The sequence below is a fragment of the Aureimonas phyllosphaerae genome, from assembly GCF_047943035.1.
Taxonomy (GTDB): Bacteria; Pseudomonadota; Alphaproteobacteria; order Rhizobiales; family Rhizobiaceae; genus Aureimonas; species Aureimonas phyllosphaerae.
In genome coordinates this window covers 1,727,784-1,749,689 of record NZ_CP181348.1, presented here as the reverse complement: position 1 = coordinate 1,749,689, position 21,906 = coordinate 1,727,784, and the positions used below count along the sequence as shown (strand labels likewise).

Here is a 21,906-nt window from a genome sequence, read left to right as displayed (position 1 = left end):
AGCCTTTTCGTCAGATGCGCGGCAGGCGGCCGAGGGGAATGAACCCGAGGCGGGCCTCGCCGTCGCGGACCGCGACGTCGAGCACCGTCTGGCCGTTCTCCTGACGCCCGACGAGGCCGATGCCGCTGGCGATCGTGGACGCGATGCCGGCGGTGCCAGGCACAAGCACCGAGACGAGCTGCGCGATCGCCTGCGGGTTCTGGAGCCCCAGGCGGAAGTCGCCGGAGATTTCGCCGGTCTCGGACACGCGGAACGGGCCGGAGACGTCCACCATTGCACCGACCGAGGAGCTCAGGCGCAGGGCGCGGATCATGCCGGCTTGCCCACGCAACGCCGGACCGACCTGGCCGCCGGGCACCCCGTCGCGCAGCCAGTTCGCCGCGCCGTCGACGGTGAGGTCGACGGCCAGATCGAAGGCGGGAATATCGCCGATCGGCGGGATGGTGGCGATGACGCCCGTATCCGACAGGGCGAAGTCGAGACCCGCCCCGTTCTGGCGGGCATGCGTCTCGAGCCGCGCCGAGCGGGCGAGCGGCGTCAGCGCCCCCGCCTCGCCGACCAGCGACAGGACGGGCTGGTCGACCGCGACCGACACACGCTCCAGCCCTTCGCTCCAGAGGCTCGTCGAGCCCTGCGCGAGCGACCAGTTCATTTCCATCGTGGGAAGGTCGGGAACCGTGGCGCGCAAGGGGCCGGCGAGTTCGGCGACGATGTGCGAGGGCTGGTAGACCTGCGCCGCGGTGCGCAGCGAGCCCGCCGACAGGCGGATGCCGTTCTCCGGGGCGTCGACGCCGACGCTGTCGCAGGACAGGCCGATGCGGAAGGGGTAGCCGAAGACGCCGCGGTTGTCGCAGGTGATCGTGGTGCCGCCGCCCGCCGCCGCGTTGAGCGCCGAGGCGACGCGCCGGTCGAGTTCGCCCGCCAGCCAGTACCAGGCAACGGTGAGGGCGGCCGCCAGCACGACGACGAGGATCGCGACGCCCGCGAAGACCCTGCCCGCGCCGGAGCGACGGCCCGTGTCCCCATCCGCCCTTGACCTTGCCATCCCGGCATCCTTTCTGCACGGCCGAACCGGCGCCTTCATGAAGCGCCGGGAACGGGAATGGCAAGAGCGATGGACGATTTGTGGGTGTTCGGATACGGCTCGCTGATCTGGCGGCCGGGCTTTGAGTACGAGGAACGCGCCAAGGCGCGCCTTGCCGGCTTCCACCGCTCGCTCTGCATCTATTCCCACGTCCATCGCGGCACGCCCGAGCGGCCGGGGCTGGTGTTCGGCCTCGACCGCGGCGGCTCCTGCGTCGGCATGGCGTTCCGTGTCGCGGCGAGCCGCGCCGAGGCGACGATCGCGTATCTGCGCGAGCGCGAACTCGTGACCAGCGTCTATCTCGAGACGACCCTGCCGGTGCGCCTTCTCGACGGGCGGCCGGTGCGCGCGCTCGCCTATGTCGTGGACCGGGGCCACGCGCAGTATGCGGGCCGGCTGTCGGTGGAAACGGCGGCGGCGCTCGTCGGCCGCTCGCACGGCCAGTCCGGCGCCAATCGCGATTATGTGCTCTCCGCGCTCGCCGAGATCCGCGCGCTCGGCCTCAGCGACCGCTGGCTCGAAGGGGTCGCCGCGCGGCTCTAGAGCCCCTGCGTGCCGGCCGGCGCGCGCTCCTCGACCACCGGATGGGGGTCGGGATCGGCAAGGAGCCGCGCCACGAGATCGCTCTTCGGCAGGTCCGGCCGCTCGGCATAGGCGCGCTTGACGAGGTCGAGCGAGCGGGCCTCGATCCGGTCGCGCAGTTCCGAGATGAACGGCTCGCGCTCCAGCCCGGGCTGGATCGGCTCGAGGAACTCGGCCCGGATGGTCCCCGGCTCGCGGCGCACCGCCTGGCGCGGCCAGAACAGGCCGGAATTCAGGGCCACGGGCACGACGGGAAGCCCGAGCTCGGCATAGAGATAGTGGATGCCGGGGCGGTAGTTCGGCGCGGTGCCGGGCGCCGAGCGGGTGCCTTCCGGGTAGATCACGATCTGCCGCCCCTCGGCCACCGCCTTGCGGGCACCGGCCAGGAGCGAGGGCAGGACGGCGGCGCGGCGCGAGCGGTCCACCGGGATCATGCCCATGGTGCGCGCGTACCAGCCGAAGACCGGAATGCCCATCAGCTCCTTCTTCAGGATGAAGGTCGGGCGCTCGACCACCAGGAGAAGGACGATCACGTCCCAGAAGGACTGGTGCTTGGCGGCGACGATGCAGGGGCCGTTCGGCACGAGGTCGGCCTTCTCGACCACGGAATGCGTTCCCGCCACATGGCGCAGCAGCCAGAGGCTGTTGCGGGCCCAGCCCTTCACGGTGCGCCAGCGCGCCTCTTCCGAACGCAGGAAGAAGACCGGCAGGTTGACGAGGAGCTGTCCGATCAGGTGCGTGTAGAACAGGACCTGGAACAGGACGGAGCGCAGGGTGATCATCGGGCGAAAGGCTCGGGAAGTGCGGCGGCCCACGGGCGGGCGCCCTCTCATACGGGGTGCGGCGGCGGAGGGGAAGCGGCGCGCGCCTAGTCCGCCCGCTCGGCCACGCGGTGATGCACGCTGCCGCCCAAGGTGGACAGGTCGACGCCGGTCGCCAGCCGCGCCTTCACCACCAGCACCTTGGCGTATTCGGTGACGAGAAGGCGCAGGCCGAGCCGCGTCGGCCAGCCGTCGCGCCGCCAGAGCTTCTCCGGCGACACGGGATAGGGCACGATCGCCGGCGGATCGGACACGCCGCTCATTTCCAGGAGCGAGCGCGGGATGTGGTAGTCGCTGGTGACGAGCAGGAGCCGCGAGAACCCGTGCTCCTTGGCCCAGCGGGCCGTCGCCTCGGCGTTGCCGATCGTGTCCATCGCCTCGTAGTCGAGGTCGACGCAGCAGTCGATCAGCGCCATCTCGGTGCCGGTTGCGCGCGCGATGGCGCCCGCGCTCGTGTCGCGATTCACGCCGCTGATCAGGAGCCGCCGCCCCTCGCCCTCGCGCAGGAGCCCGATCGCCTTGCGCAGGCGCTGCTCGCCGCCCGTCAGCACCACGATCCCGTCGGCATGGGCGGCGGTCGGCGGTGCGGACAGGGCCGCGACGTCGCTCGCAAAGCGCGCGAAGCCGCCGACGAGATAGGCGCCGCTCGCCAGCACCGCGAACAGCACGAGCCATGCGATGCGGCGCGGCCAGCGGCTGCGCCGTTCCGTCCGTACCGTCACCGCACCGCCTCGCCGTCAGAGCGGTCGTTCGTGTTCATTCTCATCCGTCCACCGGCGACAGCATGTCGATCGCGGCCAATTGGCTGGTGACCGTGATGCGGGAGGTGAGTGCGGTCAAGACGCCGATCAAGACCACGAGCGCCGCCGTGCCGCCGTAACCCCACCAGGAGATGGCGAAGGAGCCGAACAGCGCGCTGATCTGGTCGGCCTCCGGCGTCGCCTGGTTGGCGCGCGTCCACTGGCCGATCGCCAGGAACACGAGGAAGGCGCAGGCGCCCCCGGTCACGGCCCCGATCAGCCCGAGCTTCAGGAAATGGCGCTGGAACTCGCCCGCGATGAAGCCGCTGCGCGCGCCGACGAAATGCAGAACCTCGATGATGTGGCGGTTGCCCGTCATTGCGCCGCGCGTCGCGAAGACGACGGTGAGAACGGTCGCGATCATCACGAGGCCGAGGATCGCGATGCCGATCAGGACCGTCGCATGGGCCATGGAGACGAGGCGCGAGACCCAGGCGCGGTGGTCGTCGAGGCTGGCTTGGGGGACCGCGGCGCGAACCGCCTCGCGCAGCCGCTGGAAGTCGGGCGGCGAGCGCTCGTCGATGCCGACGATCACGAGGCGCGGCACCGGCAGTTCGTCGAGGTCGAGGCCCTCGCCGAGCCACGGCTCCAGAAGCCGGCCGGTCGCCGCGTCGTCGAGCGCGCTTGCCGACACGACGCCGGGAACGGCGAGCACCGTCTCGCGGACCTTTGCCAGCGCCGCGGCCATGTCGAGACCTTCGTCCGGCCGGATCTGCACCGTCACCTCGCGCGCGATCTCGCTCTGCCAGTCGGCCGCCGTATCGGCGACGAGCGTGACGGCGCCGAGCGTCAGGCTGGCGAGAAAGGTCATGATCGCGATCACGGTGAGGAGCGCGCGGCCCGCCACGTTGCCGGGCGGCACGATCGGGGTCGGCCGCGCCTCGGCGCGCGCACGCCACCATGCGAGGAGGGCGCGCGGATCAGTCATAGATCTGCAGCCTCCCCTCGGCGAGGATGAGGCGGCGCGCCTCGACCTGGTCCATCAGGCCGAGGTCGTGGGTGGCGATGACGACCGCCGTGCCGGTGCGGTTCAGCTCCATGAAGAGGCGCAGGAGGCGGCGGGCGAGCGGCGGGTCGACGTTGCCGGTCGGCTCGTCGGCGAGAAGGATGTCGGGCCGGTCGATGAGGGCCCGCGCGATCGCCGCGCGCTGCTTCTCGCCGCCCGACAGCACCACGGGCGAAGCGTCCATGCGCTCGCCGAGCCCCACCCACTTGATGAGGTCCTCGACATCGCGCCGGTAGCTCGCCTCCTCGCGCCCGCGCACGCGCAGGGGAAGCGCGACGTTCTCGTAGGTCGTGAGATGGTCGAGCAGGCGAAAATCCTGGAACACGACACCGATGCGGCGGCGGATCGCGGGCAGATCGGTGCGCTTCAGGGTCGAGGCGTCCTTGCCGAGCACGGTGATCATGCCGCGCGTGGGTTTGAGCGCCAGAAACAGCATGCGCAGGAGGCTCGTCTTGCCGGCCCCCGACGGGCCGGTCAGGAACTGGAAGGACTTCGACCGGATCTCGAAGGTCAGGTCGCGCAGGACTTCCGGTCCCATGTCGTAACGCAGGCCCACGTTCTCGAACCGTATCAAGCCGCCCCGGCCTCCCTCTCGCACCGGCGCCGCGCGGCGCCGAACCCCGTCCCTGATCCATCATTCCGGCCGCATTCGGGCCGCGTTCTCGATCCCACAAGCTTCCGTTAACCATAGGAGCTTACCGAATCCTGACCTGTCGCGCCGATCTCGCGCGCGATCCCAATCGGAAGGAGGGCGGCATGGAGCCGATCCACCGCGAAATCCGCCGCAGCCGGCTTCGGGACGACTGGCGCAACGCCCGCGGCCTCGTGATCGAGGGCCACGTCGTTTCGGGCGGCCGCTCGTCCTTCGCATCGCCGTCCGTGCCCCGCTGGGGTGCGGCGCTCGAGGCCGCCGCGCGGTTCGCGCCCGCAACGCCGGGCCTCACCCGTCTCGCGCTGCCGGCCGGCGTCGCGCTGGCGGCGCTCGCCGTCTTCGCGCTCCTGCCCGGCGAGCCCGTGCGCCACGGCACGGCGGCGCCGAGCGTGCGCCTCGCCGCCGCCCCGCAGGTGGTCCGATGATCCGGGTTCGCGGGCGCGAGCTCGAAGTCCTCTTCGGCGAGGAGGTAATCGCGCGCGAGATCGACCGGATGGCGGCCGAGATCGCCGCCAAGGAGCCGGAGAATCTTCTCGTCGTCGCGGTGCTGAAGGGCTCGTTCGTCTTTGCCGCCGACCTCATCCGCGCGCTGCATCGACATGGCGTTGCGCCCGAGATGGAGTTCATCTCGCTGTCCTCCTACGGCGCGGGCACCGTCGGCGGCGACGTCAGGATCGTGCGCGATGTCGAGGGCGCGATCGAGGGCCGCAAGGTGCTGATCGTCGACGACATCCTGGAATCGGGCCGCACGCTCCTCTTCGCGCGCGACCTGATGCTGAAGCGCGGGGCCACGGCTTGCGAGATCGCCGTTCTCCTCGACAAGCGGATGAAGCGCGCGGCCGCGATCGAGGCGGAGCATGTCGGCTTCAACTGCCCGGACGTCTTCGTGGTCGGATACGGCATGGATGTCGGCCACGCCTTCCGCGAGCTGCCTTTCGTCGGCCGGGTCGTGGACTGAACGCTCCCTTGGGACATTTAAGGTTCTGCGCGCTTTTGCGCGTGGAGCCGCAGCGTCGCCGACGCGTTGTCGCCTCCAATCGGATCAGGAGACGACGCCAATGCCCAAGCCGTCATGGATCACCCTCGCCCTGGTCCTAGCGATGGGCGAGACCGCGCTCGCAGCGCCCCCGATGCCCGACCTCTCGGAAAGTGCGATCAATTCGGCAAGCTTCGAGGACTGGACGGCGCGGCAGCAGGCCGCCGATGCCGCGGCCGAGAACGCGGGCGACCAGCCGGCCGACGATGACGCTGCCGCCCCGGTCGAGGACGGCGACGAACCCGCCCCGCCGGAAGGCTCGCAGACGGCAAGCCCGACCGCCGAGCCGCCCGCGGACGCCGAGGCCGAGCCGGAGGATGCGCCGGACCCGTTCATGATTCGCGTCCAGGTGCTTCTCGACCGCGCCCACGCGTCGCCGGGCGTCATCGACGGCCGTTCGGGCGGCAACACCGAAAAGGCGATCCGCGCCTACGAGGAGGCGCACGACATGAGCGTCGACGGCGTGGTGGACCAAGCCCTCTGGAAGGCGCTCTCAGTGGACGGCGGCGCGGCCGTGAAGACCTACCAGCTGACGCGCGAGGATATCGACCAGCGCTACATCTCCGAGATTCCGTCGGACTACGGCGCGATGGCCAAGCTCGACTGCCTCTGCTACCGCGGCCCGTCGGAAATGCTCGCCGAGCGGTTCCACATGGACGAGAAGCTGCTTCTCGCCCTGAACCCCGGCGCCGACTTCAAGTCCACCGACACGAAGCTCCTCGTCGCCGACCCCGGCGCGTCGCCGGAAGGCAAGGTCGATCACATCGTCGTCGACAAGTCGAAGGGCGAACTCTTCGCCTATGACGCGGACAACCGCGTCCTGATGTCCGCCCCCGCCACGATCGGCTCCGACGACACGCCCTCGCCGAGCGGCACGATGAAGGTCAACGGCAGCGCGCCGAACCCGACCTACGAGTACGATCCGGACAAGAACTTCCAGCAGGGCAAGAACAAGAAGAAGCTGACCATCCCGGCCGGCCCGAACGGTCCCGTCGGCGCGATGTGGATCGACCTGTCGAAGCCGACCTACGGCATCCATGGCGCGCCCGAGCCCTCGCAGATCGGCAAGACCGGCAGCCATGGCTGCGTCCGCCTGACCAACTGGGATGCGGAAGCGCTCGCCAAGCTGGTCCAGCCGGCCAGGACGACGGTCGAGTTCAAGGGCTGAACGCGCCGCTCTCGCCTTCATGAACGGTTAGCCCTGTTCGGTAAGGGTTCGGACAAGGGTCGCCCCGCATACTCCGTGCCACGGACCGGGTCTTGCTCTGTCCGGCCGGTGCTTTCCGGCGCATGCGAGGAAGAGGACACCATGGCCCGAATCTTGATCGCCGAGGACGACACCGGCATCCGGCTTCTGGTGGCGCGTGCCCTGCGCCTCGAAGGCCACGAGGTGCTGGTCGCCGAGGACGGCGAGATGGCGGTGGACATTCTGGCCGAGGAGAACGGCGCGTTCGATCTCCTCCTGTCCGACATTCGCATGCCGGGCATGACCGGGATCGAACTCGCCCACGCGGCGCATGCGACCTTTCCCGACCTGCCGATCCTCCTGATGACCGGCTATGCCGAGCAGAAGGAAGCGGCCGAGGACCTGTCGGCCTTCATTCTCGGCGTCGTCGAAAAGCCCTTCACGATCGCCGAGATCCGCCAGCGCGTGGCGCAGGCGCTATGCGGCTCGGCCGCCACGCAAACCTCCGAACCGCTCCGCCGCTACGCCTGACGCGTCACGCCTTCCGCGCGACCATGAACAGGCGCGGAAAGGCGAGGAGCCGCCGACCGTCGGCGCGCGGCGGGTAACGCCGGTCCATTTCCTCTGTGTAGCGCTGCGAGAACGCCGCCCTCATTGCCGCGTCGAGCGGGTCCAGAAACGGCTTCAATCCCGTCGACGTGAACCAGTCGGTGATCGCCTGCGGCGCTTCCATCGGATGGTTGTAGACCGTCGTCCACACGTCGACCTCCGACGCCTCCGCCGCCAGCCAGTCGTAATAGTCTTCGCGCGGGGCGATCACCTCGCGCGCCTCGTCCATGCCGCTAAGAACCGCCGCGAACGGCGCTTCCGCCGCGATGTCGCGCATGGCCACCTGCGAGGGATCGCCGAGATTGTCGGGGATCTGCGCGGCGAGGAGACCGCCCGGGCGCACATGCGAGAACAGCGCCGGCAACAGCTGCGCATGCCCCGTCACCCATTGCAGAGCGGCGTTGGAAAACAGGAGATCGAAGGAGACGCCCGGCGCGAAGGTGCCGATGTCGGCCCGCTCGAAGCGCGTGTTCGGCAGGCGGCGGCGCGCCGCCTCCAGCATCGACTCCGACATGTCGTAGCCGATGATCTCGGCCTCCGGAAAGCGCTCGACGAGGAGCGCCGTGGAGTTGCCGGGGCCGCAGCCGAGGTCGGCGATCCGCAGGCCCGCACCGCGCCCGTCCGCGCCGATCCGGCACCGGGCAAGGAGATCGCGCGCGGGCCGGGTGCGTTCGTCCTCGAAGCGGGAGTAGAGCCCCGGGTTCCAGTCGGCCATGGCAAGCGATCCTTCGGGCGTGCGGATGCCCGCTTCTACGCCCACCGACCTTCCGCGCCAACCCGCCGGCGACGCGTCAGGGCGTCTGCAGGAGGCGTTCGAGGTACTGCCGCTCCTGTTCCGGCGACAGCTGGTGGCCGAGGCGATCGCGGATCTGGTCGAGGATGCGGCGCGCGCGCTGGATGTCGATCTCGTCGGGCACGCCGACATCCTGCCCGAAGTCCGGCCCCTGCGTCTGGCGTTCGCGACCGAGCGGGTCGCGGCCGGAGCGCTGCTGGCCCGGAGCCTGACCGAACTGGCCGGGACCACCCGGCTGCATGCCTTGGCCCGGCTGCGGGCCCTCGCCCTGCCCTTGCCCCTGCATCGCCTGCATCTGGTTCATCGCATCCTGCGCGCCGCGGCGAAGCGCGCTCATCGCCTCGCCCTGCTGGCCGACGGCCTCGCCATCGTCGCCCTGGCCGATCGCGCCTTCAGCCCGCCCCATCGATTCGCCGGCCTGACCGAGGTCGTCGCTCGGCTGCAGTCCCTGACCGCGCATCGCCTCCTGCAGAGCCTGAAGGTCCTTCTGAAGCTGGCTCTGCTCGGCCTGCAGGCGTTCCTGCATGGCGCGCAGCTCCTCCGCCGTCATCGGGGCCTGCTGCCCCTGCTGACCCTCCTGTCCCTGCTGAGGCTGCTGGCCCTCTCGACCCGGTTCGCCGCCGCGCTCGTTCTCCATCTGGCGGCGCATCTGCTGGCGGCCGAGCTCGAACGTCTCGTCCATCAGCTTCTGCTGGCGCTGCAGCATCTCGCCGAGCTGGTTCATTTGGCTCTGCATCGGGCTCTGCTGGCCGGACTGCTGCTGGCCCTGGTTCGGGCGCATGGCCTGCAGGCTGTCCATCATGTCGCGCAGCTCCGACAGGAGCTGCTGCGCGGCATCCTTCGACCCGGAGCGGGCGAGATCCTCGATCTTGTCGAGCATCCGGTCGAGGTCCTGCGGCCGGATCTCCTGCGCTTCGCCCATCTGCGACAGGCTCTGCGGCGGCATGTTGCGCATCGCCTCGGCCATGGCCTGCATGTATTCCTGCATGGCCTGCCGCAGCTCCTGCATGAGCTTGGCGATCTCCTCGTCGCTCGCGCCGTTCTCGAGCGCCTGGCTGAGCTGCTCCTGCAGGTCGCGAAGCCGCCGCTCGGAGGCGCCGAGATCGCCGTCCTCGATGCCGATCGCGATCTGCCAGAGGAAATCGACCGCCGAGACCAGCGTCTCGTCGTCCGGCGCATGGGCGATGCGCTCGCGCACCGCGCGCAGCGCCAGATAGTGCGAGGGGTTCGGAATGAACTCGTCGCCCCGCAGCGTGATCGCGTCGAGCATCGAGACGACGCGAGGCACGGCGTTGGCGTCGAGCGCGAGAATGCGACGCTGCTCGACGACGGCGCGCGCCATCGGGTCGGTGAAGCGGCGTTCGGGCAGCGTCACCTCCAGCGGCGGCGTCTCGCCGACCTGCCCCGCATCGTCGCGAACGGTCAGCGTCAGCGCCGCGCGCGTGCCGGCATAGGGGCTGTCGGCGAGCGCGAGGCTGGTGCGCCCTTCCGCCTCGCCCGCGCGGCGGCGCGGCAGGGAGAGAGCGGGTTCGGGGGGCGCGATCAGCGGCCGGGCGCCCGGCGCCACGAGCTCGCGCGTGGCAAGCTTCGCCTCGCCCGACGCGACGCCATAATCGTCGCTCACCGCGAAGGCGAGGTCGAGCGACCCGTTGCGCCCCGGCTTCGGCTCGCCGCGGAAGGCGACGGTCGGGGCATTGTCCGGGGTCACCGAGAAGGTCCAGGCACCGAGTTCGCGGAACGTCGTCGCGATGCGCGCGGTGCCGCTGGCCTGGAGGGGAAGCTCGTACTCGCCGGCCACGGGCGTGTCGGCGTCCTCGAGCGCCGCCGCATCGGCCGGCGCCTGTCCTTCGGGCACGACGGGCGCGATCGGCGCGCCCTCGCCGCCCTCCGGCCGGAACGTGACGTCGGTGCCGCGCCGATCGGAGACGCGCAGCGACAGGACGGTGCCTTCCGGCACCTCGATCGGGCCGGTCAGAGCGGCCTCGGCGGTGAGAAGGATCGGCGCGCGGCCGGTGTAGCCCGGCGGCGTCGCCCAGGCATCGACCCGCACGCCCGCGACGAGCGCGGTCTCGAACGGCGCCACGGCATCGGCGATCCGCCCGCCGCGGGGGCCGAAGGAGAAGGCGAAACCGGTGACGACGAGAAGCGCCAGCACGGCGCGCAGGCCGTAGGGGTCGATCGCGTAGGTGCGCGTGCGCGGGCCCGAGGCACGCAGGCCCCGCAGCCGCTCGGCCATACGCCGCTGATGCTCGCGCCAGAGCGCGGCGGCGAAATCGTCGCCCCCCGGCACGCGGTCCTCCTGCGCCTGCAACGGCTGGTGCTGGAGTGCGCTGTCGGCCTCGACGCGGCGCGCGACGTCGCCCCTCGTCGGCAGGCGCACATGCCGCGCGCCCCAGAGAATGGCGAGAGCGCCGAGAGCGAGAACGACGAGAAGCGCGATGCGCAGCCAATCCGGCACGGCGGCCAGGATGCCGAACCATGCGAGGATGAGGAAGATGCCACCGAGCGCCACGAGGCGCACCACGACCGGCCAGATCCGCTCCACCAGAAGCGCGGCAAAGGCGGCACCGCGCACGGAGGCGGTGCGGGCCATGTCGAAGCCGGAGGTTTCAGGACCCATGAAGCCGCTTTCGAAACGGGCGGGCCGTGCCGCCGCCGGCTCGGGCTCCGCGCCTCAATGCCGAGGGCGCCGCCGGTGCACGATGGCGCCGGGCGTCCCTCAAGTCATTCAACAGACTAACAGCTTTTGAGGCGAAGGCGAGGCGCTGACGCGGGCGTGATGCCGCGCCGCGCCGCGCGTCAGAGCCAGGGCGGCAGCCGGTCGAGCGCGATCAGGGCCTCGACCTCCATGCGCGGGCGCACCACGGCGTAGGCGTCGTCCTTCACCAGCACCTCGGGCACCAGCGCCCGCGTGTTGTAAGTGCCGGACTGCACGGCCCCGTAGGCTCCGGCCGAGGCGACGGCGAGAAGATCGCCGGCTTCCGCGGCCGGCAGCGAGCGGTCCTTGGCCAGGAAGTCGCCGCTCTCGCAGACCGGGCCGACGACATCGGCGGTCACGAATTCGGCATCGCGCTCCGGCTCCACCACGGGCCGGATTTCGTGCCACGCCTCGTAGAGGGTCGGACGGATGAGGTCGTTCATCGCGGCGTCGACGATCAGGAAGGTGCGGCCCGCCTCCTCCTTCCGGTAGATGACGCTCGTGACGAGGATGCCGGCATTGGCCGCGATCAGCCGGCCGGGCTCGAAGATGACCTTGGCGCCGAGGTCGCGCACATGCCGCTTGACGATCTCGGCATAGGCGGGGGGCCCCGGCGGCAGCTCGTTGGACTGGCGGTAGGGCACGCCGAGGCCGCCGCCGAGGTCGATATGGGTGATGTCGTGCCCGCGCCCCCGCAGCCGCCGCACCAACTCGGCGAGCTTGGCGAAGGCGAGGTCGAAGGGCTCGAGCTCGACGATCTGCGAGCCGATATGCATGTCGATGCCCGAGACTGCGATGCCCGGCAGCGTCGCCGCGAGGTCGTAGACCGCCTCGGCGCGCTCGAAGGCGATGCCGAACTTGTCGGACTTCTTGCCGGTCGAGATCTTGGCGTGCGTGCGGGCGTCGACATCCGGGTTGATGCGGAACGAGACGTGCGCGGTGCGCCCCGAGGCCGAGGCGCGCGCCGAGATGGCGTGGAGCTCAGGCTCCGACTCGACGTTGAAGCAGAAGATGCCGGCATCGAGCGCAGCGTCGATCTCGGCCGCCGTCTTGCCGACGCCGGAGAACATGATCTTTTCCGGCGGGATGCCGGCGGCGAGCGCGCGCGCCAGTTCGCCGCCCGACACGACGTCGGCGCCGGCGCCGAGCGCCGCAAGCGTCCGGAGCACCGCCTGGTTCGAGTTCGCCTTCATCGCGTAGCAGACGGTGGCGTCGATGTCGGAGAAGGCGTCGGCGAAGACGCGGTAGTGCCGCGTCAGCGTCGCGGTGGAATAGCAGTAGAACGGCGTTCCGACATCGGCCGCGATCGCCCTGAGGTCGACGCCCTCGGCATGAAGGATGCCGTCCCGGTATTCGAAATGGTTCATGGCGTCGCCTTGGGCGGTCTAGTTCAGAAGGCCGTCGAGGACGAAGCGCTTCTTGTCGGCATCGGAATTGGTGGTGACTTCGGTCGGCAGAACCGACCGGTCGCTGGCGAGCGGGGCGACCTTGGGCAGGCGCGCGGTGCCCGCCGCGTCCGGCACCACGGCGCGCGAGACCTGTCCGTCGGCCCGTGTCGCCACCGGGAAGGTCTTGCGCCCGCAACCGGCAAGCGCCAGGGCGGCGCAGAGGCCGAGACAGATCGCGTAAGCTGGCTTCGTCATGCTGTCCGGAACCCCGTCACCCATGCTCCGGGCGTGCGGCCCGGCTTCCCCGTGCTTAGCGCGTCGGCGCGCCAATCTCTAGCCTTCGGCGGCGAGCCGCTCGCGCCAGGCCTTCGCCTGCACGCGTACGCCGTCGGGTGCCGTGCCGCCGAAGCTCGTCCGGCTGGCGACCGACGCGTCCACCGAGAGGACCGAATAGATCTCCTCGCCGATCCGCGCCTCGATCGACCGGAGGTCGGCAAGCGGCAGATCCTCCAGCGCGACGCGCCGCTCCTCGGCGAGCGCCACGACGCGGCCCGTCACGTGATGAGCCTCGCGGAACGGCAGCCCGAGTTCGCGCACGAGCCAGTCGGCGAGGTCCGTCGCGGTGGAGAAGCCGGCGCCCGCTGCCGCGCGCATCTTGGCCGCGTTCACCTGGAGATCGCTCACCATGCCGGTCATCGCCGCGATGGCGAGGGCGAGGCTATCGACGGCGTCGAAGACCTGCTCCTTGTCCTCCTGCATGTCCTTGGAATAGCTGAGCGGCAGTCCCTTCATGATGGTCAGGAGCGCCACCAGCGAGCCGGCGATCCGTCCGGTCTTGGCGCGCACCAGTTCGGCGGCGTCGGGGTTCTTCTTCTGCGGCATGATGGAGGAGCCGGTCGAGAAGGCGTCCGACAGGCGCACGAAGTCGAACTGCGGCGTCGACCAGATGACGATCTCTTCCGCCAGGCGCGACAGGTGCGTCGCGCAGATCGCCGAGGCCGACAGGAATTCCAGCGCGTAGTCGCGGTCGGAGACGGAATCCAGCGAGTTGCGCGTCGGCTCGCGGAAGCCGAGCGCCTCCGCCGTGCGGTGGCGGTCGATCGGAAAGCCGGTGCCGGCGAGCGCCGCCGCGCCGAGCGGCGATTCGTCCATGCGCCGCATCGCGTCCTGCACCCGGCCGCGGTCGCGCCCCGCCATCTCGACATAGGCGAGGCAGTGGTGGCCGAAGGTGACGGGCTGGGCGGCCTGGAGATGGGTGAAGCCCGGCATCACGGTTGCCGCGTGCTCTTCGGCGCGCGCGAGAAGCGCCTCCTGCAGGCCGCGCAGCGCCCGGTCGAGATCGCCCGCCGCGCCCTTGACGAACAGGCGGAAGTCGACCGCCACCTGATCGTTGCGCGAGCGCGCGGTGTGGAGGCGGCCGGCGGCCGGGCCGATCAGCTCGGCGAGCCGCGCCTCCACGTTCATGTGGATGTCCTCGCGCGCCTTCGAGAAGGCGAAGCGCCCCTCGTCGATCTCGATGCGGATCATCTCCAGACCGCGCCTGATTTCCGCCGCGTCTTCGGCCGAGATGATGCCTTGGTTCCCGAGCATTTCGGCATGGGCGATCGACCCGGCGATGTCTTCCCGGTAAAGGCGCTTGTCGAAGTCGATCGAGGCGTTGATCGCTTCCATGATCGCGCTGGGACCGGAGGCGAAGCGTCCGCCCCACATCTCGTTGCTCGTCGTCTTGTCCACGAAAAGGCCTTTCCTGCCGATGTCCGACCCGAAGCAGACCCCGTCCCCCGCCCCCCGGCCTTGGGGCACGAAGCGGATCCTGAGCATTGCGCTCGCCGGCGGACTGCTCGCCGGGGCCCTCGGCGTATACGTGATGGAAACGCGCTCTGGCAACGAAGCGGTGGCGTCCTGCCCGGCCGCGGCAGCCCTTTCGGCGGCGCTCGACGGGGCCGCACGCGGCGAGGTCGCGGCGATGCGCCCGCTGGAGACCCCGTTCGACGTCTCCGCGCTGCGTTTCAAAGACGGGGATGGCCGCGACACGAGCCTTGCGGCCCTCAAGGGCCAGTCGCTCCTCGTCAACATCTGGGCGACGTGGTGCGCGCCATGCCGCGCCGAGATGCCGGCGCTCGATCAGCTGGAGCGCGAGGCGGGCGACGAGAGCTTCTCGGTCGTGCCGATCAACGTCGACATGGGCGACGACGCCAAGCCGCGCGGCTTCTATGCCGAGACGGGCCTCAAGACCCTGCCCTACTACCGCGACGAGACGATGGGCGTCTTCAACGACCTGAAGCGTCAGGGCGTGGCGCTCGGCCTGCCGGTGACGCTCCTGGTCGACGCGGGCGGCTGCGCGCGCGCGGCGATGAACGGCCCTGCGGAATGGGCGAGCCCCGACGGCCTGCGCCTCATCGACGCCCTGAAGGGCGGCGGCGCCTGACGATCAGGCCCTCTTCAGGAACTCCGTCCGCAGCACGAGGTCCTTCACCTTTTCGGCCCGGCACTCGACGAGATCCGGGTCGCCGGTCAGGCGGATATTCTTTACCAGCGTGCCGCGCTTCAGCGTCACGCTGGTGCCCTTGACCTTGAGGTCCTTGATCAGGGTCACGCTGTCGCCGTCGGAAAGCGGCGTGCCGTTCGAGTCGCACGTGGTGTCGCTCAAGGCCTTTGGACCTCTCAGCGCGTCGGGACCGGCGTCTCGCCGCGATAGTCGTAGAAGCCGCGCTTCACCTTGCGGCCGAGCCATCCGGCCTCGACATATTTCACCAGGAGCGGGCACGGCCGGTACTTCGAATCGGCAAGGCCGTCGTGCAGCACCTGCATGATCGACAGGCAGGTATCGAGCCCGATAAAGTCGGCCAGCTGGAACGGGCCCATCGGATGGTTGGCGCCGAGCCGCATCGAGGCGTCGATCGATTCCACCGAGCCGACGCCCTCGTGCAGCGTGTAGATCGCCTCGTTGATCATCGGGATCAGCACGCGGTTGACGATGAAGCCCGGAAAGTCCTCCGAGATCGTCATCGTCTTGTCGAGGCTGGCGACGAAGCCCTTGGACGCCTCGAACACGGCGTCGTCGGTGGCAATGCCGCGCACCAGCTCGACGAGCTTCATGACCGGTACGGGGTTCATGAAATGGATGCCGAGGAAGCGCTCCGCGCGGTCGGTGCCGGACGCCAGGCGCGTGATCGAAATCGAGGACGTGTTGGACGCGAGGATCGCGTCAGGGCGCAGCACGGGGCAGACCTGCGCGAAGATCCGCCGCTTGATCTCCTCCTTCTCGGTCGCCGCCTCGATCACGAGGTCGCACGGGGCGAGATCGTTGACCCCGTCGGCGGGCTTGAGGCGCTTCAGCGCCGCCTCGCGCGCTTCGGCATCCAGCTTGCCGCCGGCGACGAGCCGATCGAGACCAGAGGCGATCTTCTCGATCCCCTTGGTCGCGAGGTCGAGGCTGACGTCGTAGAGCACGACGTCGTAGCCCGCCTGTGCGCTGACCTGCGCGATTCCCGCGCCCATCTGCCCGGCGCCGATGACGCCCACCGTCCGAATGTTCGTCATCGCGCCCTCCGTATCCGTCCCCGTCAGAGCTTGCCGGTCAGTTCGGGGATGATCTGGAAGATGTCGCCGACGAGGCCGTAGTCGGCGACCTGAAAGATCGGGGCATCCTCGTCCTTGTTGATGGCGACGATGACCTTGGAATCCTTCATGCCGGCGAGATGCTGGATCGCGCCCGAAATGCCGCAGGCCACATAAAGGTCGGGCGCGACGACCTTGCCGGTCTGGCCGACCTGCCAGTCGTTCGGCGCGTAGCCCGCGTCCACCGCCGCGCGGGACGCGCCGACGGCCGCGCCCAGCTTGTCGGCGAGCGGCAGCATGACCTCCTCGAACTTCTCCTTGGAGCCCAGCGCCCGGCCGCCCGACACGATGACCTTCGCGCCCGACAGTTCCGGGCGTTCGGAATGGACGACGGCCTCCGAGACGAACTTCGACACGGCGGGGTCACTCGCGGCCCCGACGCTCTCGACGGAGGCCGAGCCACCCTCGCCCGCCGCGGCGAAGGCCGCGGTGCGCACGGTCAGCACCTTGATCTTGTCGGTGGAGCGCACCGTCTCGACCGCGTTGCCGGCATAGACCGGACGCTCGAACGTATCGGTGCCATGCACGGCGATCACGTCCGACACCTGCATGACGTCGAGGAGCGCCGCCGCGCGCGGCAGGGCGTTCTTGAGGGCCGCAGTCGCCGGCGCGACGATCGCGTCATAGCTCGGGGCAAGCTGCACGACGAGGGCGGCCAGCGGCTCGGCGAGGTGGTGGCCGAGGCCGGCGGCGTCGGCATGCAGCACCTTGGCGACGCCCTGGAGCTTGGCAGCGGCCTCGGCGACCGCGGCGGAGCCCTCGCCGGCCACGAGGACATGGACGTCGCCGCCGAGTTGGCTTGCGGCGGTCAGCGCCTTGGCGGTCTCGCCCGAGAGCGTCGTGTTGTCGTGTTCGGCGATCAGAAGCGTGGTCATGGAACGGATCTCGCGAAAAAGAGGGAGCGGGGCGTCGGTCGCGGGCGGCTCAAACCAGCCCGGCGCCCTTGAGGGCCGAAACCAGCTCGTCCACCGAGCCGACCTTGACGCCCGCCTGCCGGCCCTTCGGCTCGGCGACCTTGACGACCTCGAGGCGGGGCGAGAGATCGACGCCGAACTCGGCCGCGTCCCGCTCCTCCAGCGGCTTCTTCTTCGCCTTCATGATGTTGGGGAGCGAGGCATAGCGCGGCTCGTTGAGGCGAAGGTCGGTGGTGATGATCGCCGGAAGCCGGAGGCCGACTGTCTGGAGACCGCCGTCCACCTCGCGCGTGACGTTCAGCGCGCCGTCCGCCACCTCGACCTTCGAGGCGAACGTGCCCTGCGCCCAGCCGAGAAGGCCGGCGAGCATCTGGCCGGTCTGGTTGCAGTCGTCGTCAATCGCCTGCTTGCCGAGGATCACGAGGTCGGGCTTCTCGGCCTCGACGACGCCCTTGAGGAGCTTGGCCACGGTGAGCGGCTCAAGACGCCCTTCGGCCTTCACGAGGATGCCGCGGTCGGCACCCATGGCGAGCGCCGTGCGGATCGTCTCCTGCGCCTGGGCCGGGCCGGCCGATACCACGACGATCTCGGTGGCCGCACCCTTCTCCTTAAGGCGCAGCGCCTCCTCCACCGCGATCTCGTCGAACGGGTTCATCGACATCTTCACGTTGGCGAGCTCGACGCCCGTCCCGTCCGCCTTCACCCGGACCTTCACGTTGTAGTCGACGACACGCTTCACGCAGACGAGAATCTTCATGCGGGGCTTCCCTGTCTTGGCCCGTTTCGAGTCGCGCTTCGGGCCGGTCTCTCAAGCTCCGACTGTCTTAAGGAGACGGCGAAGCGGGTTCAAGCGAGCGGATAGCCGCCCGGCTCGATGGATCGCTCTGGAAGCTATATTCCTTTGACGTAAAGGTCAAAGTGTTCAGCGGTTCGCGCCGGGCACCCACAGGACGTCGCCGCGCCCGCCGTCGTTCGCATGGCGCGCCGCGACGAAGAGGTAGTCCGACAGGCGATTGACGTATTTGAGCGCAGCGTCCGAGACGCGCTCGCCCTCGCGGCGCGACAGCTCGACCATGTGCCGCTCGGCCCGTCGCGCGACGGTGCGCGCGACGTGCAACCGGCTCGACGTCGCGGTGCCGGCGGGAAGAACGAAGGAGTTCAGAGGCTGGAGGTCGGCATTCAGCCGGTCGATCTCGTGCTCCAGCCAGTCGACCTGCGCCGGCACGATCGCCAGCCGCTCGAACGGCAGCGGTTCGTCGGTTTCGGGGGTCGCGAGATCGGCGCCGAGATCGAAGAGGTCGTTCTGGATGCGCGACAGGCTGGCGTCGAGTTCGGGCGACGCGTCGAGGCGTGCGACGCCGATCAGCGAGTTCGCCTCGTCCACCGTACCGTAGGCCTCGATCCGAAGATCGCTCTTGAGGCGTCGCTCGCCGCTGCCGAGCGCCGTGGTGCCCTTGTCGCCGGTGCGCGTGTAGATCTTGGTGAGCCGGACCATGCTTAGTTTTCCCGTCGCCGTGTCGCGCCCCATCTAGGACGCGGCGCCACCGGGAAAACGGCTCAGCGTGCGAAGTAGAGGGCGCCCACGATCACGGCGACCGCGATCGCCTGCAGCATGACGCGCGCGCGCATCAGCTTCTGCGAGGTGTTGCCCGGACCGCCGCGCATCATGTTGGCAAGGCCCATCACGAGGACCACGGCGACCGCGACCATGAAGATCACGGCGAGGATGGTGAAGATCGTCGACATCTGGCTTCTTTCCGGCTGCTGGCCGCTGGGCGGGATATAGGTGTTCACGCGCGCGTGCGCGAGCACCGCGACGTCATGCCTCGCGGTCGCGCCGGCCGATCTGCAGCGCGCCGGTGGCCGCCGCGACGCCGCCGGCCGCCACCGCCATGCCGAGAAGCTGCACCGCGGTCAGTTGCTCGCCGAAGAGCACGAAGGTCTGCAGCGCGGTGACGGCCGGCACCAGATACATCAGCGAGGCGACGCGCGAGACCGCCCCTTCGCGGATGAGGTAGAGAAGCAGGAAGATCGCCCCGATCGACAGCGCCAGCGTCAGCCAGACCAGCGCGAGCACCATTTCGGCGGCCCAGTCGACCTGCATGGTCTCGAAGGCGTAGGCGGCCATGAAGGTCGGCAGTAGCGCCCCGACATACTGCACCGCCGTTCCGACGCGCAGGTCGAGGCTGCCGACGAACCGCTTCTGCCACACGGTGCCGAGCGAGATGCCGGCGACGGCGCCGAGCGCCGGCATCAGCTGCCCGATCGTGAAGCCGCCGGCGTTCCCGAGCTTGGGCGCGACCACGAGGCCGACGCCGACGAGGCCGACGGCGAGCCCCATCCAGTGCCGCGCGGTGACCCGCTCGCCAATGAGCGAGGCGGCGAGAAGCGCGGTGAGGAGCGGCTGCAGCCCCGCCACCAGCGCCGTCACGCCGGCCGGCAGCCCGTGGCGCACGGCGAAGAACACTCCGCCGAGATAGAGCCCGTGGATGAGGCTGCCGGCAAAGGCGGCATGGGCGAGCCGCGGCACCGTCACGCCCTTGGCCCCGCGCAGCGCGAAGGCGGCCATCGGCACGAGGATCACGAGCGCCAGCGCATAGCGCATCGAGAGGAACGTGAACGGCTCGACATGGGGCATGGCGTAGCGCGCGCCGACGAAGCCGGTGGACCACAGAAACACGAAGATGGCCGGGAAGAAGGGAAGAAGCCGGCGCAAGGCCCGAAGATCCTTTCATGCAGCGCCGCACGATCTCGCGATCGTTCCGGCGACAAGCCCGCGATACCAGCCGGGCGGCATGCGTCAAGCCCGCGGGCCGTTCGATTGCGCCTCGCCTCGCCCGGCCATGCGCGGTAACGGGAGGCACGATCCGCCGCAGCCGAGATGCCATGACGCTCGTCCTTTCCGTCGTCGCCCCGATCTTCGTCCTGATCGCGCTCGGCACGCTGTCGGCAAAGGCCGGCTACCTCCCCGGCTCGACCGGCGACGCGCTGTCGGGCTTCGTGTTCAAGGTCGCGGTGCCCGCCCTGATGTTCCGCACTGTCGCCACGGCCGACTTCGGCGAGGCGAACCCGCTCCTTCTCTGGATCGCGTATTTCGCGGGCGTTGCGCCGGTCTATGCCGCCGGAATGTGGATCGGACGGCGCTTTGCGGGCACCGACCGGCGCGGCGCGGTGATCGCCGGCGTCTCGGCGAGCTTCTCCAACCTCATCTTCGTCGGCGTGCCGATGACCGAGCGCGCCTTCGGCCGCGAAGGGCTCGACGTCCTCGCCCTGCTGCTCGCGATCCACCTGCCGACCATGATGCTGGTCTCGACGCTGCTTCTGGAGCGGGCCGGGCTCGGCGACGCGCGCGACCGGGGCGAGACGGCCTCGTTCTCGCCGCGCCGCGTCGTCGGGCAGGTCGCGCGCAACCTGTCGCGCAACGCGCTGGTGGTAGGTCTGGCACTCGGCGCGCTCTGGCGCTGGACCGGCCTGCCGCTCGACGGGCCGCACGGCGAGGTGGTCCGGCTGGTGGCGGGAACCGCGGGGCCGACGGCGCTCTTCGCGCTCGGCATGTCGATGGTGCGCTTTCCCATCGGTTCCGACCGCGCGGCGCCGCTCGCCCTCGCTGCGCTGGCGCTTCTCGTGCAGCCGGGGATCGTCTTCGCCGTCGGCGTCGCCATCCTGCCGCCGCTGTGGCTGGCCGTCGCGGTGGCGGCCGCCGCCTGCCCCGTCGGCGTCAACGCCTATCTCTTCGCGACCTTTTTCCGCACCGGCGAGCGGCTGGCGGCCGGCGTCATCGTGCTGTCGACGCTCCTGTCGGCCCTGACGCTGACGGGGTGGCTGGCTCTGGTGCGGTGAGCCCCACCATGTGGCGGATGTCGGCGGGCGAAAGCCCGGCCTCGCGCAGCGTGCGAAGCGCCACGTCGCCCCGGCTCTTCGAGAGCTTGCGCCCGTCCGGCCCGAGGACGAGGTCGTGATGGCGATAGACCGGCACGGGCAGCGCGAGAAGCGCCTGAAGCACCCGGTGCACCGAGGTCGAGGCCAGAAGGTCGCGTCCGCGCACGACATCCGTGATGCCCTGGAGGGCATCGTCCACCACCACCGACAGATGGTAGCTCGTCGGCGTCTCGCGGCGCGCCAGCACCACGTCGCCCCAGAGCGCCGGCTCGGCCGCGATCTCGATCGCCTCGCCGCCGCGGGTCTCCAGGAAGCCGAGCGGTCGCCCGAGCCGCCGCAGCGCGGCCGTCATGTCGAGACGCCAGGCGAAAGGCGCGCCGGACGCGATTTTCAGCTTACGCCCCCGGCCGCCGAGCGATCGGTCGAGGGCTGGGTAGAGCGGCGCGCCATCGGGATCGAGCGGCCACGGACGCCCCTCGCGCGCCTCGAAGTCGGCTGCGAAGCGGCGGATCTCGCCTCGCGTCATGAAGGCGGGATAGGCGAGGCCTTCGGCGACGAGGACGTCGAGCGCCGCGCGGTAGTCGTCGAAATGCTCGCTCTGCCGACGCACCGGCGTCTCGAAGGGAACGCCGAGCCAGGCGACGTCCTCCAAAAGCATGGCTTCCAGCTCCGGCGTGCAGCGGACAGGGTCGATGTCCTCGAGACGCAGGAGGAGGCGCCCCCCGCTCGCAGCGGCAAGATCGGCATTCATGAGTGCCGACGCGGCGTGCCCGAGATGCAGGAGCCCGTTCGGGCTCGGCGCGAATCGAAAGACGGGCGGAGCGGCGACCATGCTCC

25 protein-coding genes are annotated in these 21,906 nt (G+C 70.2%); 7 read left to right on the top strand and 18 right to left on the bottom strand.

Going from position 1 to position 21,906, the window contains the following annotated elements:
* Positions 1-10: 10 nt before the first annotated feature.
* The gene (locus ACLNGM_RS08170; RefSeq protein WP_416357904.1) at positions 11-1,045 is read right to left on the bottom strand and encodes a DUF2125 domain-containing protein; all 1,035 of its coding nucleotides are present in this window, start codon (positions 1,043-1,045) and stop codon (positions 11-13) included.
* 69 nt (positions 1,046-1,114) lie between these two features.
* On the opposite strand from ACLNGM_RS08170, the gene ACLNGM_RS08165 reads away from it, so the two are divergent.
* Positions 1,115-1,627, top strand: coding sequence for a gamma-glutamylcyclotransferase (locus tag ACLNGM_RS08165; protein ID WP_416357903.1), 513 nt, complete (start codon positions 1,115-1,117; stop codon positions 1,625-1,627).
* Here the strand turns inward: ACLNGM_RS08165 and ACLNGM_RS08160 are convergent.
* From ACLNGM_RS08160 to ftsE, 4 genes are all read right to left on the bottom strand, one after another.
* On the bottom strand, positions 1,624-2,448 hold the full coding sequence (locus ACLNGM_RS08160) for a lysophospholipid acyltransferase family protein (RefSeq protein ID WP_416357902.1): 825 nt from the start codon (positions 2,446-2,448) through the stop codon (positions 1,624-1,626). The two genes, ACLNGM_RS08165 and ACLNGM_RS08160, sit on opposite strands and share 4 nt — an antisense overlap.
* A gap of 86 nt (positions 2,449-2,534) precedes the next feature.
* Positions 2,535-3,209, bottom strand: a complete 675-nt coding sequence (locus tag ACLNGM_RS08155) for a YdcF family protein (RefSeq protein WP_416357901.1) — start codon at positions 3,207-3,209, stop codon at positions 2,535-2,537.
* Positions 3,210-3,249: 40 nt separating this feature from the next.
* A complete protein-coding gene (locus ACLNGM_RS08150) occupies positions 3,250-4,215 on the bottom strand; it encodes a cell division protein FtsX (RefSeq protein WP_090962835.1) in 966 nt (321 codons plus the stop codon).
* Positions 4,208-4,867: a cell division ATP-binding protein FtsE gene (ftsE, locus tag ACLNGM_RS08145; RefSeq protein WP_055893141.1), complete on the bottom strand. Its 660-nt coding sequence runs from the start codon at positions 4,865-4,867 to the stop codon at positions 4,208-4,210. The genes ACLNGM_RS08150 and ftsE overlap by 8 nt, the downstream gene beginning before the upstream one ends.
* 182 nt (positions 4,868-5,049) lie before the next feature.
* Here ftsE and ACLNGM_RS08140 point away from each other — a divergent pair, with 182 nt between their 5' ends.
* The 4 genes from ACLNGM_RS08140 to ACLNGM_RS08125 all read left to right on the top strand — a co-directional run bounded on the left by ACLNGM_RS08140 (position 5,050) and on the right by ACLNGM_RS08125 (position 7,698).
* On the top strand, positions 5,050-5,370 hold the full coding sequence (locus ACLNGM_RS08140; protein WP_416357900.1) for a hypothetical protein: 321 nt from the start codon (positions 5,050-5,052) through the stop codon (positions 5,368-5,370).
* Entirely contained in the window at positions 5,367-5,903 is a 537-nt protein-coding gene (gene hpt / locus ACLNGM_RS08135) for a hypoxanthine phosphoribosyltransferase (protein WP_416357899.1), read from the top strand. The genes ACLNGM_RS08140 and hpt overlap by 4 nt, the downstream gene beginning before the upstream one ends.
* A gap of 100 nt (positions 5,904-6,003) precedes the next feature.
* Complete coding sequence (locus ACLNGM_RS08130; RefSeq protein WP_416357898.1) at positions 6,004-7,149, top strand: L,D-transpeptidase family protein; 1,146 nt, start codon at positions 6,004-6,006, stop codon at positions 7,147-7,149.
* A 141-nt stretch (positions 7,150-7,290) separates the two neighbouring features.
* Entirely contained in the window at positions 7,291-7,698 is a 408-nt protein-coding gene (locus ACLNGM_RS08125) for a response regulator (protein WP_416357897.1), read from the top strand.
* A 4-nt stretch (positions 7,699-7,702) separates the two neighbouring features.
* Here ACLNGM_RS08125 and tam read toward each other — a convergent pair whose 3' ends face one another.
* The 5 genes from tam to argH all read right to left on the bottom strand — a co-directional run bounded on the left by tam (position 7,703) and on the right by argH (position 14,365).
* Positions 7,703-8,491, bottom strand: coding sequence for a trans-aconitate 2-methyltransferase (gene tam / locus ACLNGM_RS08120; protein WP_416357896.1), 789 nt, complete (start codon positions 8,489-8,491; stop codon positions 7,703-7,705).
* 76 nt (positions 8,492-8,567) lie between these two features.
* Positions 8,568-11,189 (bottom strand): TIGR02302 family protein, encoded by a 2,622-nt coding sequence (locus ACLNGM_RS08115; protein ID WP_416357895.1) that lies wholly within the window; start codon positions 11,187-11,189, stop codon positions 8,568-8,570.
* A 179-nt stretch (positions 11,190-11,368) separates the two neighbouring features.
* Positions 11,369-12,634 carry a diaminopimelate decarboxylase gene (gene lysA, locus ACLNGM_RS08110; protein WP_416357894.1) on the bottom strand — a complete coding sequence of 422 codons (1,266 nt, stop codon included), beginning with the start codon at positions 12,632-12,634 and terminating at the stop codon, positions 11,369-11,371.
* Between the two features lie 18 nt (positions 12,635-12,652).
* On the bottom strand, positions 12,653-12,910 hold the full coding sequence (locus ACLNGM_RS08105; protein WP_416357893.1) for a hypothetical protein: 258 nt from the start codon (positions 12,908-12,910) through the stop codon (positions 12,653-12,655).
* A gap of 78 nt (positions 12,911-12,988) precedes the next feature.
* Positions 12,989-14,365: an argininosuccinate lyase gene (gene argH, locus ACLNGM_RS08100; RefSeq protein ID WP_416358412.1), complete on the bottom strand. Its 1,377-nt coding sequence runs from the start codon at positions 14,363-14,365 to the stop codon at positions 12,989-12,991.
* 43 nt (positions 14,366-14,408) lie between these two features.
* On the opposite strand from argH, the gene tlpA reads away from it, so the two are divergent.
* Complete coding sequence (tlpA, locus tag ACLNGM_RS08095; protein ID WP_416357892.1) at positions 14,409-15,083, top strand: thiol:disulfide interchange protein TlpA; 675 nt, start codon at positions 14,409-14,411, stop codon at positions 15,081-15,083.
* 3 nt (positions 15,084-15,086) lie between these two features.
* On the opposite strand, the gene ACLNGM_RS08090 is transcribed toward tlpA, so the two are convergent.
* The 7 genes from ACLNGM_RS08090 to ACLNGM_RS08060 all read right to left on the bottom strand — a co-directional run bounded on the left by ACLNGM_RS08090 (position 15,087) and on the right by ACLNGM_RS08060 (position 19,906).
* A complete protein-coding gene (locus ACLNGM_RS08090) occupies positions 15,087-15,305 on the bottom strand; it encodes an alkylphosphonate utilization protein (RefSeq protein ID WP_416357891.1) in 219 nt (72 codons plus the stop codon).
* 14 nt (positions 15,306-15,319) lie between these two features.
* On the bottom strand, positions 15,320-16,198 hold the full coding sequence (locus ACLNGM_RS08085) for a 3-hydroxybutyryl-CoA dehydrogenase (RefSeq protein WP_090962818.1): 879 nt from the start codon (positions 16,196-16,198) through the stop codon (positions 15,320-15,322).
* A gap of 23 nt (positions 16,199-16,221) precedes the next feature.
* Positions 16,222-17,151, bottom strand: coding sequence for an electron transfer flavoprotein subunit alpha/FixB family protein (locus ACLNGM_RS08080; RefSeq protein ID WP_416357890.1), 930 nt, complete (start codon positions 17,149-17,151; stop codon positions 16,222-16,224).
* A 49-nt stretch (positions 17,152-17,200) separates the two neighbouring features.
* Positions 17,201-17,947 carry an electron transfer flavoprotein subunit beta/FixA family protein gene (locus ACLNGM_RS08075; RefSeq protein WP_416357889.1) on the bottom strand — a complete coding sequence of 249 codons (747 nt, stop codon included), beginning with the start codon at positions 17,945-17,947 and terminating at the stop codon, positions 17,201-17,203.
* Positions 17,948-18,112: 165 nt separating this feature from the next.
* On the bottom strand, positions 18,113-18,685 hold the full coding sequence (locus ACLNGM_RS08070; RefSeq protein ID WP_416357888.1) for a cob(I)yrinic acid a,c-diamide adenosyltransferase: 573 nt from the start codon (positions 18,683-18,685) through the stop codon (positions 18,113-18,115).
* A gap of 62 nt (positions 18,686-18,747) precedes the next feature.
* A complete protein-coding gene (locus ACLNGM_RS08065; protein WP_090963055.1) occupies positions 18,748-18,936 on the bottom strand; it encodes a twin transmembrane helix small protein in 189 nt (62 codons plus the stop codon).
* A gap of 73 nt (positions 18,937-19,009) precedes the next feature.
* On the bottom strand, positions 19,010-19,906 hold the full coding sequence (locus ACLNGM_RS08060) for a DMT family transporter (protein WP_416357887.1): 897 nt from the start codon (positions 19,904-19,906) through the stop codon (positions 19,010-19,012).
* A 170-nt stretch (positions 19,907-20,076) separates the two neighbouring features.
* On the opposite strand from ACLNGM_RS08060, the gene ACLNGM_RS08055 reads away from it, so the two are divergent.
* A complete protein-coding gene (locus ACLNGM_RS08055) occupies positions 20,077-21,030 on the top strand; it encodes an AEC family transporter (RefSeq protein WP_416357886.1) in 954 nt (317 codons plus the stop codon).
* On the opposite strand, the gene gluQRS is transcribed toward ACLNGM_RS08055, so the two are convergent.
* Positions 20,966-21,901, bottom strand: coding sequence for a tRNA glutamyl-Q(34) synthetase GluQRS (gene gluQRS, locus ACLNGM_RS08050; protein WP_416357885.1), 936 nt, complete (start codon positions 21,899-21,901; stop codon positions 20,966-20,968). The two genes, ACLNGM_RS08055 and gluQRS, sit on opposite strands and share 65 nt — an antisense overlap.
* Positions 21,902-21,906 lie beyond the last annotated feature (5 nt).